General features: G+C 71.5%; 10 protein-coding genes. 7 read left to right on the top strand and 3 right to left on the bottom strand.

The features are described 5' to 3' along the window. The first annotated feature begins 248 nt into the window (after positions 1–248). From N790_RS01765 to N790_RS01735, 7 genes are read left to right on the top strand one after another with little or no spacing between them, the layout of a single operon-like run. The gene (locus N790_RS01765) at positions 249–3,011 is read left to right on the top strand and encodes a monovalent cation/H+ antiporter subunit A (protein WP_052385595.1); all 2,763 of its coding nucleotides are present in this window, start codon (positions 249–251) and stop codon (positions 3,009–3,011) included. Further along, the gene (locus tag N790_RS01760; protein ID WP_043800026.1) at positions 3,011–3,367 is read left to right on the top strand and encodes a Na+/H+ antiporter subunit C; all 357 of its coding nucleotides are present in this window, start codon (positions 3,011–3,013) and stop codon (positions 3,365–3,367) included. The genes N790_RS01765 and N790_RS01760 overlap by 1 nt, the downstream gene beginning before the upstream one ends. Next, on the top strand, positions 3,364–4,893 hold the full coding sequence (locus N790_RS01755; protein ID WP_043800025.1) for a monovalent cation/H+ antiporter subunit D: 1,530 nt from the start codon (positions 3,364–3,366) through the stop codon (positions 4,891–4,893). Before N790_RS01760 ends, N790_RS01755 begins: the two co-directional genes overlap by 4 nt. Continuing rightward, entirely contained in the window at positions 4,890–5,375 is a 486-nt protein-coding gene (locus N790_RS01750; protein ID WP_043800023.1) for a Na+/H+ antiporter subunit E, read from the top strand. Before N790_RS01755 ends, N790_RS01750 begins: the two co-directional genes overlap by 4 nt. Then, complete coding sequence (locus tag N790_RS01745) at positions 5,375–5,641, top strand: K+/H+ antiporter subunit F (protein ID WP_156969878.1); 267 nt, start codon at positions 5,375–5,377, stop codon at positions 5,639–5,641. The genes N790_RS01750 and N790_RS01745 overlap by 1 nt, the downstream gene beginning before the upstream one ends. Beyond that, complete coding sequence (locus N790_RS01740; protein ID WP_043800020.1) at positions 5,638–5,967, top strand: Na+/H+ antiporter subunit G; 330 nt, start codon at positions 5,638–5,640, stop codon at positions 5,965–5,967. The genes N790_RS01745 and N790_RS01740 overlap by 4 nt, the downstream gene beginning before the upstream one ends. Continuing rightward, complete coding sequence (locus N790_RS01735; RefSeq protein WP_043800019.1) at positions 5,964–7,343, top strand: SLC13 family permease; 1,380 nt, start codon at positions 5,964–5,966, stop codon at positions 7,341–7,343. Before N790_RS01740 ends, N790_RS01735 begins: the two co-directional genes overlap by 4 nt. 255 nt (positions 7,344–7,598) lie before the next feature. Here the strand turns inward: N790_RS01735 and lpdA are convergent, their stop codons facing one another. The 3 genes from lpdA to N790_RS01720 all read right to left on the bottom strand — a co-directional run. Beyond that, complete coding sequence (gene lpdA / locus N790_RS01730; protein ID WP_043800018.1) at positions 7,599–9,383, bottom strand: dihydrolipoyl dehydrogenase; 1,785 nt, start codon at positions 9,381–9,383, stop codon at positions 7,599–7,601. Between the two features lie 43 nt (positions 9,384–9,426). Next, positions 9,427–10,341, bottom strand: a complete 915-nt coding sequence (locus tag N790_RS01725; protein WP_052385594.1) for a carbon-nitrogen hydrolase family protein — start codon at positions 10,339–10,341, stop codon at positions 9,427–9,429. After that, the coding region (locus N790_RS01720) for a 2-oxo acid dehydrogenase subunit E2 (protein WP_043800017.1) at positions 10,341–11,295 on the bottom strand (955 nt) is incomplete at its 5' end. The genes N790_RS01720 and N790_RS01725, both read right to left, overlap by 1 nt.

Here is an 11,295-nt window from a genome sequence, read left to right as displayed (position 1 = left end):
GCGGTGACCGGCGGGTCGTCGGGCCGCCACGCGTCGCGCAGGCATTCGCCCACCAGGCCCGACAGCCCGAACACCAGCCAGCCGCCCGGTTCCCCGCTCCCCTCGTCCATCGGCCGAGCATAACGCCGGCGTTTCACGGCGGGAAAATAAACGCCTGGGTTAGACTCCGGGCATCATCGTCGTGCTGACGACAACTCCACCGCCGCCCCGGCCGCCGGCCGCAGGATCGCGGCCAAGCAAGGAACGCGATGCTCGAGGCGCTGCTGGCTACCCCGTTCGTCCTGGCGCTGCTGGTCGGCCTGCTGCCGCGCCAGCGCCGGCGCGCGGCCGCGTGGCTGGCCGCGCTGGCGCCGCTGCTGGGCCTGGCGCTGCTGGCGCTGATGACCCCGGACGTGCTCTCCGGCGCCGGCGTGCGCAGCCTGGTGCCCTGGGTGCCGGGCATCGGCCTGGAGCTTTCGCTGCGGCTCGACGGCCTGGCCTGGATGTTCGCCGGCCTGGTGCTGGCGATCGGCCTGCTGATCGTCATCTACGCGCGCTACTACCTCGACGAAGCCGACAGCATGCCGCGCTTCCTGGCCTTCCTGCTGCTGTTCATGGGCTCGATGCTGGGCCTGGTGGTGGCCGGCAACCTGGTGCTGCTGGCGGTGTTCTGGGAGCTCACCAGCCTCAGCTCCTTCCTGCTGATCGGCTTCTGGAACCACCGCGCCGACGCGCGCGACGGCGCCCGCATGGCGCTGGCGATCACCGGCGCCGGCGGGCTGGCGCTGCTGGGCGGCGTGATCCTGCTGGGCCGCATCGCCGGCAGCTATGAGCTCGACGTGGTGCTCGCCTCGGGCCCGCAGGTCCTGGCCAGCCCGCTCTACCCGTACGCGCTGGTGCTGGTGCTGGTGGCGGTGTTCACCAAGTCGGCGCAGTTCCCGTTCCAGTTCTGGCTGCCGCACGCGATGGCGGCGCCGACGCCGGTGTCGGCCTACCTGCACTCGGCGACGATGGTGAAGGCCGGCGTGTTCCTGCTGGCGCGCCTGCACCCGGCGCTGGCGGGCAGCGACCTGTTCTTCTACCTGGTCACCAGCGTGGGCGCGATCACCCTGCTGGTGGGCAGCTGGCACGCGATCTTCCAGCACGACCTCAAGGGGCTGCTGGCGTATTCGACCATCTCGCACCTGGGCCTGATCACGCTGCTGTTCGGCCTGAGCACGCCGATGGCGGTGGTGGCGGGCCTGTTCCACATCCTCAACCACGCCACCTTCAAGGCCTCGCTGTTCATGGCCGCCGGCATCATCGACCACGAAACCGGCACCCGCGACATGCGCCGCCTCGGCGGGCTGCTCAGGCTGATGCCCTACACCGGCGTGCTGGCCATCATCGCCTCGCTGGCGATGGCGGGCGTGCCGCTGCTCAACGGCTTCCTGTCGAAGGAAATGTTCTTCACCGAGGCGCTGGAGGTGCAGGGCCACCAGTTCATGCGCTGGGGCATCGCCGCCGCGGCGGTGCTGGCGGGTGCGTTCGGCGTGGCCTACAGCCTGCGCTTCGTGCACGACACCTTCCTGGGCGAGGGCCCGGCAAGGGTGGAGAAGACCCCGCACGAACCGCCGCGCTGGATGCGCATCCCGGTCGAAGTGCTGGTGCTGGTGTGCCTGGCGGTGGGCATCGCGCCGGCCGTGACCATCGCGCCGGTGCTGCATGCGGCCGCCACCGGCGTGCTGGGCGACGCGGTGCCGGCCTACAGCCTGGCGATCTGGCACGGGCTGAACACGCCGCTGCTGATGAGCCTGTCCGGCCTGGCCGCGGGCATCGCGCTCTATTTCGGCCTGCGCCGCCTGATCGACCTGTACGGCATCAGCTACGACTCGCGCGGCCGCCGCGTGTACGAATGGAAGCTCGAAACGCTGGCGCGCCTGGCCGGCCGGCTCACCGACGGGCTCGAAAACGGCAGCCTGCAGCGTTACCTGGGGCTGGTGGTGCTGTCGGCGCTGGCGATCGGCGCGGCGCCTTTCCTGTCGGCCTCGCTCGCCACCGGGGAATCGCAGCCGATGCCGCCGCTGGCCTGGCTGGTGTGGGGCCTGGGCGTGTCGGCCACGCTCGCCACGGTGCGGCTGCACCGACGCCGCATCCTGGCCCTGGTGGTGGTGGGCGCGGTGGGCCTGGCGGTGAGCCTGGCCTTCGTGCTGCTGTCGGCGCCCGACCTGGCGCTCACCCAGTTGCTGGTGGAAATGGTGACCATCGCGCTCATGCTGCTGGCGCTGAACTACCTGCCCGAGGAATCGGCGCCCGAACCCTCGCGCCTGCGCCGCTGGCGCGACGGCGCGATCGCGCTGGCCGCCGGCGGCGGCGTCGCCGCGCTGGTGTATTCCACCCTCACCCGCCCGCTCGACACCGTGGCCGGCGAAATGCTGGCGCTGTCCCTGCCCGAAGGCGGCGGCGGCAACGTGGTGAACGTGATCCTGGTCGACTTCCGCGGCTTCGACACCCTGGGCGAGATCACCGTGTTCGGCATCGCCGGCCTGGTGGTGCACGCCCTGCTGCGGCGCGCGCGCATGCGCCCGGAGCGCGTGGTGCCCGGTCCGGCCGACCCGCTGCTGATCCCGAACCTGGTGGCGCGCCTGCTGCTGCCGCTGGCCATGGCGGTGTCGGTGTACCTGTTCCTGCGCGGCCACAACCTGCCGGGCGGCGGCTTCATCGCGGGACTGGTGCTGGCGGTGCCGGTGCTGCTGCAGTACGTGCTGGCCGGCCACGATTTCGTCGAGCAGCGCATCGGCTTCGACGCGCCCCGGGTGATCGGCCTGGGCCTGCTGGCCGCCGTGCTGACCGGCCTGGGCAGCTGGCTGCTGGGCTACCCGTACATGACCAGCCACACCGACTACGTCGCCGTGCCGCTGCTGGGCAAGGTGCCGATGGCCAGCGCCATGGCCTTCGACATCGGCGTCTACCTGGTGGTGGCCGCGGGCACCCTGCTGATGCTGGGCATGATGGGCAGCGTGCGCGCGCCGCGCAGCGGAGGGGCCGGCTGATGGAACTGGCGCTCTCGGTGTTCATCGGCGTGCTGGTGGCGGGTGGCGTCTACCTGCTGCTTCGCGCGCGCAGCTTCGACGTGATCCTGGGCCTGACCCTGCTGTCCTACGCCGTGAACCTGCTGATCTTCAGCATGGGCCGGCTGGTGGCGGGCAAGCCGCCGATCCTGCGCGAGGGCCTGGCGCCCACGCTGGCCAACCACGCCGACCCGCTGCCCCAGGCGCTGGTACTCACCGCCATCGTGATTTCGTTCGCGATGACGGCGGTGCTGCTGGTGGTGGCCATCCGCAGCCGCTCGGACAGCCGCAGCGACCACGTGGACGGCAGCGAACCGCGGCGCGGGGGCGGGGCATGAGCGCGCACCTGCCCATCCTGCCCATCCTGCTGCCGTTGCTGGCCGGCATCGCGCTGCTGGTGCTGGGCACGCGCCGCATCGCGGTGCAGCGGGCCATCGGCCTGCTTTCCTGCACCGGCCTCGTGGTGCTGGCCGCCCTGCTGGCGGTGCAAGCCGACGACGGCGGCACGCGCACCTACCTGGTGGGCAACTGGGCCGCGCACCTGGGCATCGCGCTGGTGGCCGACCGCCTCGCGGCGATCATGCTGCTGGCGACCTCGCTGCTGGCCCTGCCCTGCCTGCTGTTCGCCACCGGCGGCTGGGACCGGCGCGCGATGCATTTCCACGCGCTGTTCCAGTTCCAGCTGATGGGCCTCAACGGCGCCTTCCTCACCGGCGACCTGTTCAACCTGTTCGTGTTCTTCGAGGTGCTGCTGATCGCCTCCTACGGCCTGCTGCTCAGCGGCGGCCGCGGCGCGCGGCTGCGCGTGGGCCTGCAGTACGTGGCCTTCAACATCACCGCGTCCACCCTGTTCCTCGTGGCGGTGGGCCTTATTTACGGCCTGACCGGCGCGCTGAACATGGCCGAGCTCGCGGCGCGCGTGGCGGCGGTGCCTGCCGCGGAAGCGGCGCCGCTGAAGGCCGCGGCCGGGCTGCTGCTGGTGGTGTTCTGCGCGAAGGCGGCGCTGCTGCCGATGTCCTTCTGGCTGCCGGAAACCTACGCGCGCAGCCCGGCGGCGGTGGCCGCGCTGTTCGCGGTGATGACCAAGCTGGGCATCTACGCGGTGCTGCGCGTGTACGGCCTGGTGTTCGGCAGCGAAGCCGGCGCGCTGGCCGGCCTGGCCTGGCCCTGGCTGCTGCCGCTGGGCACGGCCACCCTGGTGCTGGCCACGCTGGGCGCGCTGGCGGCTTCGTCGCTGCGCCAGCTGGCGGCGTACCTGGTGCTGGGTTCGGCGGCGACGCTGTTCATCGCGCTCGGCCTGGCCAGCGCCGAGGCCGTGGGCGCGGGCCTGTATTACCTGCTGCATTCCACCCTGGCCGGCGGCGCGATGTTCCTGCTGGCCGACCTGGTGCGACGCCAGCGCGACAACGCCGGCGACAGCCTGCGCAAGCTCGACCGCCTGCAGCACAAGGCGCTTCTGGGCGCGCTGTTCGCGGTGGCGGCGGTGTCGGTGGCGGGCCTGCCGCCGCTGTCGGGTTTCATCGGCAAGTTCGGCCTGCTGGCGGCGGTGCCGGGCGCGCAGGCGGCGTGGCTGTGGCCGGTGATCCTGGTGACCAGCCTGCTCACCCTGGTGGCGCTGGCCGCGGCCGGCAGCCAGGTGTTCTGGCGCGAGGGCGGCGAAACCCCGGCGCCCGGCCGCGTGCCGCGCCTGCGCCGCACCGAAGTGGGCGCCACCGCGGCGCTGCTGGCCCTGGGCCTGCTGCTGGCTGTGTTCGGCGGGCCGGTGATGCGCTACGCCCAGGCCACCGGCGCGCAGCTGATGGCGCCGGCCGGCTACATCCAGAGCGTGCGGGCCGCGCTGCCGCGCCCGGGGGTGGAGCCATGAAACGCTGGCTGCCGTCGCCGCTGCTGAGCCTGGCGGTGTTCGTGGTGTGGCTGCTCCTGGTGGCCACGGTGGAACCGGCGCACCTGCTGCTGGCGGCGCTGCTGGCGGTGCTGCTGCCGCTGTCGGTGCGACGCCTGAGGGAAGAGCAGGCGCGCATGCGGCGGCCGCTCGTGGCCATGAAGCTGGCGCTGGTGGTGCTGTGGGACATCGTGCTGTCGAACATCGAGGTCGCGCGGCGCATCCTGGGCCGGGAATCGCGCATCCACCCGGGCTTCATCTGGATCCCGCTCGACATCCGCAACCCGCACGGCATCGCCGCGCTGGCCGGCATCATCACCATGACGCCGGGCACGCTGTCGGCCGAGTTGTCGCCCGACCGCCGGCACCTGCTGGTGCACTGCTTCCACCTCGGGGACGCCGCGGCCACCATCGCCCAGATCAAGGCGCGCTACGAGGCGCCGCTGAGGGAGGTCTTCCCGTGATGGAGACCAGCATCGCCATCGCGCTCGGCCTGTTCGCCGCGGCCATGGCCCTGAACCTCTACCGCCTGCTGCGCGGGCCCTCCCTGCCCGACCGCATCCTGGCGCTGGACACGCTGTACGTGAACACCATCGCCCTGCTGGTGCTGGCGGGCCTGCGCGAAGGCAGCACGATCTACTTCGAGGCGGCGGTGCTGATCGCCATGCTGGGTTTCGCCAGCACGGTGGTGCTGGGCAAGTACGTGCTGCGCCGGGACGTCATCGAATGAACGCCGCGCTGGAAATCCTGGTGTGCGCGCTGCTGCTCGGCGGCGGCGCCTTCGCCCTGGTGGGCTCCTGGGGCCTGGCGAAGCTGGGCGACTTCTTCAAGCGCCTGCACGGCCCCACCAAGGCCAGCACGCTGGGCGTGGGCGGCGTGCTGCTGGCATCGATGCTGTACCAGGCCATGCAGGGCACGCCCAGCCTGCGCGAGCTGCTGATCACGCTGTTCCTGTTCCTGACCGCGCCGGTCAGCGCGCACCTGCTGGCCAAGGCGGCGATGGCCCTGGACCCGCGCGTGCGCCCGGACCCGCCCAGGGACGACGAGGCCGCATGACGCCGGCCCTGCGCCGTGCCTCCCTGCCCTCCGGCCCGCTGCTGGCGATCGCGCTTTACGCCTGGCTGGCCCTCGACGGCGGCGACCACGCCCTGGCCACCACCGTCGGCCTGACGGCCTGGTGCGCGGTGTGGTGGGTGTTCGAACCGGTGCGCGGGCCGGTGACGGCGCTGCTGCCGCTGGCGGTGCTGCCGCTGCTGGGCGTGCTGGACGCGAAGCAGGTGGCGCAGAGCTACGGCCACGAACTGATCCTGCTGCTGGGCGGCGGCTTCATGCTTTCGCGCGCGCTCGAACGCAGCGGCGCGCACCGGCGGCTGGCGCTGGGCATGGTGCGCGCCTTCGGCGGCCGCAGCGGCCGGCACCTGCTGTACGGCTTCATCGCCGCGACCGGCATGATCAGCATGTGGATTTCGAACACGGCCACGACGCTGCTGATGCTGCCGGTGGCGATGGCGATCCTGGAAACCTACCCGGACCGCCGCCTGCACGCGGTGCTGGTGCTGGCGATCGCCTACGCGGCGAGCGTGGGCGGCCTGGGCACGCCGATTGGTTCGCCGCCGAACCTGGTGTTCATGCAGGTCTACGCGGAAACGACGGGCCAGGCCTACGGCTTCATCGACTGGATGAAGGTGGGCGTGCCGGTGGTGGCCGTCTTCCTGCCGCTGATGGGCCTGTGGCTGGGCCGCGGCCTGGCCGGCGCGCCGGCGGCGGAGCTGCCGGAAAGCGGCCCCTGGACGCCGGGCGAAAAGCGCGTGCTCTGGGTGTTCGGCCTGACGGCGCTGGCCTGGGTGACGCGTGGCGAACCTTTCGGCGGCTGGAGCACGTGGCTGGGCCTGCCGGGCGCGAACGACGCCAGCGTGGCGCTGCTGGCGGTGGTGGCGCTGTGCGTGATCCCCGACGGCCGCGGCCGCCAGTTGCTCGACTGGGAAACGGCGGAGCGCGTGCCCTGGGGCGCGCTGGTGCTGTTCGGCGGCGGCATCGCGCTGGCGGCGGCGTTCCAGAGTTCGGGGCTGAGCACGGCGGTGGCCGAAGGCCTGTCGGGCCTGAACGCCCTGCCCTTGCCGCTGCTGCTGCTGGGCATCGTGGGCGGCGTGGTGCTGCTCTCGGAAATCGCCAGCAACACGGCGACGGCGGTGCTGCTGATGCCGATCCTGGCGGCCACCGCGGTGGCGGTGGGCGTGGACCCGGCGCTGCTGATGTTCCCGGCGGTGCTGGCGGCCAGCGTGGGTTTCATGCTGCCGGTGGCCACGGCACCGAACGCCATCGCCTACGGCAGCGGCCAGGTGCGCTCCGAAGACATGCTGCGCGAGGGCGCCGTGCTCGACGTGATCGGCGTCTTCGTCCTCTGCGCCATTTGCTGGCTCGCCTTCGGATGAGCTCTTGTTAGCTTGGCATTGCCAAGCAGGTCACGGGCTCGCCCACCGGCTGGCCACGGCGTCTGGACTGCGGCAGCGTGCACAGAGGGGTATGGACGAAGTGGAGGGCAGGAGGCCCGGAACGGCGGTGAGTCGATGGACATGGATGTCGTATCGATCGAACCGGCGGCCATACCCCTCTGTGCGCGATGACGCCCGCCGGGAACACCCGCCCACGAGCCCGTGACCTGCTTGCCGCAAGGCAAGCCAGGAGACCTATTTCTTGCGGGGGATGTACAGGTCGGTGATGCTGCCTTCCTGGATCTCGGCCGCCATCGCCACCGATTCGCTCAGCGTCGGGTGCGGGTGGATGGTGTGGCCGATGTCGGAGGCCTCGCAGCCCATCTCGATCGCCAGCGCCAGCTCGGCGATCAGGTCGCCCGCGTGCACGCCCACGATGCCCGCGCCGATCACGCGCTCGGTATGTTCGTCGAAGATGAGCTTGGTGAAGCCCTCGGCGCGGCCGATGCCCACCGCGCGGCCCGAGGCCGCCCACGGGAACTTCGCCACGCCCACCGCCAGGCCCTTGGCCTTGGCTTCGGTCTCGGTCACGCCCACCCAGGCGATCTCCGGGTCGGTGTAGGCCACCGAGGGGATGACGCGCGCCACCCATTCCTTCTTCTCGCCGAAGGCCACCTCGGCCGCCAGCTTGCCTTCGTGCGTGGCCTTGTGCGCCAGCATCGGCTGGCCCACCAGGTCGCCGATGGCGAAGATGTGCGGCACGTTGGTGCGCATCTGCCGGTCCACCGGGATGAAGCCGCGCTCGGTGATGTGCACGCCGGCCTTGTCCGCGTCGAGCCTGCCGCCGTTGGGCGTGCGGCCCACGGAGACCAGCACGCGGTCGAACTTCGAGAGCTCGGGCACCGAGGCGCCCTCGAAGCTGGCGTGCAGGCCGTCCTTCTTCGCATCCACCTTGCTGACCTTGCAACCCAGGTGCACGGCCACGCCGCGCTTCTTGAGCAGGTCGGCGAGCGGCTTCACCAGGTCCTTGTCGGCGCCGGGCATCAGCTGGTCCATGAATTCGACCACGGTGACGTGGCTGCCCAGCGCGCTGTACACGCAGGCCATTTCCAGGCCGATGATGCCGCCGCCCACCACCAGAAGTTGGCGCGGGATGTCGGCCAGCATCAGCGCGTCGGTGGAATCCATCACGCGCGCGTCGTCCCAGGGGAAACCGGCCAGCTTCACCGGCTGCGAACCGGCGGCGATGATGCACTGCTCGAAGCGGACGAGCTTCACGCCTTCGGTGCCGCGCACCTCGAGTTCGTTCGGCGACACGAAGCGGCCCTCGCCGGTGAGCGTGCGCACCTTGCGCTGGCGGGCCATGCCGGCCAGGCCCTTGTTCATCTGCGAAACGACGCCTTCCTTGTGCGCGCGCAGCACCTTGAGGTCGATCTTCGGCTCGCCGAACTCGATGCCGAAGGCGGCGGCGTGCTTGGCTTCCACCAGCACCTCGGCGGCGTGCAGCAGCGCCTTGGACGGGATGCAGCCGACGTTGAGGCAGACGCCGCCCAGGGCCTCGTAGCGTTCGACCAGCACGGTGTCCATGCCCAGGTCGGCGGCGCGGAAGGCGGCGGTGTAGCCGCCGGGGCCGGCGCCGAGCACGAGCAGGCGGCATTCGACGTCGGCCTTGCGGCCGGTGGCGCCGGCGGCCTGCACGGCCGGGGCAGGGGCAGGGGCCGGGGCTGGAGCTGGAGCCGGAGCCGGGGCAGCGGAACGGGCGGGCGCGGGCGCGGCCGGCATCGGCACCTCGTCGGGGCATTCGCCGGCCTCGGCGATGGCGATCAGGTCGCCCGCGGACACCGTGTCGCCCACCTTCACCTTCAGCTCGGTGATCACGCCGGCGGCGCTGGCCGGCACTTCCATCGTGGCCTTGTCGGATTCGAGCGTGACCAGGCCCTGGTCCTTCTTCACCGCGTCGCCGGGCTGCACCAGCAGCTCGATCACCGGCACGTCCTTGTCGTCGCCGATGTCCGGCACCCGCAGTTCGATCTTGGCCATGGTTCTCTCCTCGGCCCGGCGCGTCGTGCGCACCGGTGGTTTTTCAGGGGGCTTCGCCGCGCCACTGGGCGTACAGGCCCGGGCGGCGGTCGATCAGGTTCTTGACGGTGCCGTTGCGGCGCGCCTCGAGCAGCGCGGCCAGGTCGAGGTCGGCGAACAGCATCTGTTCGACCTGGGCGCTGGCCTCGGCGGCGATGCCTTCCGGCGGGAACGGGAAGTCGCAGGGCGTGTACACGCCCGACTGCGCGTACTGGATGTCGAAGTTGGCCACGCCCGGGCAGTGCCCGACGTTGCCGGCGGCGACCACGTACACCTGGTTCTCCACCGCGCGCGCCTGGCAGCTGTAGCGCACCCGCAGGTGGCCGCTTCGCACGTCGGTGCAGTACGGCACGAACAGCACCAGCGCGCCCTGGTCGGCCAGGTGGCGGCCGAGTTCGGGGAACTCGCTGTCGTAGCAGACCATGATGCCGATGGGACCGGCGTCGGTGACGAGCACGTCGGCCGCGTCGCCGCCGCCCACCGCCCAACTGCCCTGCTCGCTGGGCGTGATGTGCAGCTTGTCGCGCCGGTGCAGCACGCCGTCGCGGGTGGCGATGAAACACGGGTTGCGCAGCGTGCCTTCTTCGGTGCGCGTGGGGTGCGTGCCGCCGATGACGTGCACGTGGTACTGCGTGGCCAGCCGCACCAGCAGCGCGGTGAAGGCGGGCGTGTGCTCGCTCAGGCGCTCGATCGCCTCGGCCGGCGACAGCATGCGCGGTTCGGCGCTGAGCAGCTGAAGCGTGAAGAGCTCCGGGAACAGCACGAAGTCGCTGCCGTAGTCGGCGGCGACGCGCACGTGTTCTTCCACCTGCGCCGCGAACTCGTCGAAGCCGGAAACGCGGCGCTGGCCGTACTGCACCACCGCCACGCGCACGCGCGCCGGCGGCTGGCCGGGGACGGTGGGCAGCGGCTGGGCCATCAGAGCAGCAGCCGGCGCAGGTCGCCCAGCACCTGGGCCAGGTAGGCGGTGAAGCGCGCGGCGGCGGCGCCGTCGATCACGCGGTGGTCGTAGCTCAGGCTCAGCGGCAGCATGAGGCGCGCATCGAAGTCCTTGCCGTTCCACACCGGCTTCATCGCGCTGCGCGAGACGCCAAGGATGGCCACTTCCGGCGCGTTGATGATGGGCGTGAACGCGGTGCCGCCGATGCCGCCGAGCGAGCTGATCGAGAAGCAGCCGCCCTGCATGTCGGCCGAAGTGAGCTTCTTGTCGCGCGCCTTGGCGCTGATCTCGGCCAGTTCGCGGGCCAGTTCGAGCAGGCCCTTGCGGTCGGCGTCGCGGATCACCGGCACCACCAGGCCGTCGGGCGTGTCCACGGCGATGCCGATGTGGAAGTACTTCTTGAGCACCAGGTTGTCGCCGTCGAGCGAGGCGTTGAAGGCCGGGTACTTCCTGAGCGCGGCCACCGCGGCCTTGATCAGGAACACCAGCGGCGTGACCTTCACGTCCTTGTTCTCTTCGCCCAGCTTCTTGCGGAAAGCCTCCATCTCGGTGATGTCGGCGTCGTCGAACTGGGTGACGTGCGGGATCATGGCCCAGTTGCGCGCCAGGTTGGCGCCGCTGAGCTTCTGGATGCGCGAGAGCGGCTGGCTTTCGACCGCGCCGAACTTCGCGAAGTCCACCTTCGGCCAGGGGATCAGGTCGAGGCCACCGCCACCGCCGCCACCGGCTGCACGCGGCGCGGCGCCGCCGGCCAGCGCGGCCTTGACGAAGGCCTGCACGTCTTCCTTGCTGATGCGGCCGCCGCGGGCGCTGCCGGCCACCTGGGCCAGGTCGACGCCGAGTTCGCGCGCGAACAGGCGCACGGCCGGGCTGGCGTGCGGCACCTTGCCGGGCAGCAGGGCGTCGGCGTCGAAGGCCACGGGCGGCGTGCTG

Origin of the sequence: Arenimonas malthae CC-JY-1, assembly GCF_000747075.1 — a bacterium.
GTDB classification, from domain to species: domain Bacteria; phylum Pseudomonadota; class Gammaproteobacteria; order Xanthomonadales; family Xanthomonadaceae; genus Arenimonas; species Arenimonas malthae.
The sequence above is the reverse complement of the archived record's forward strand: the minus strand, read 5'-3'. Positions and strand labels throughout refer to the sequence as shown.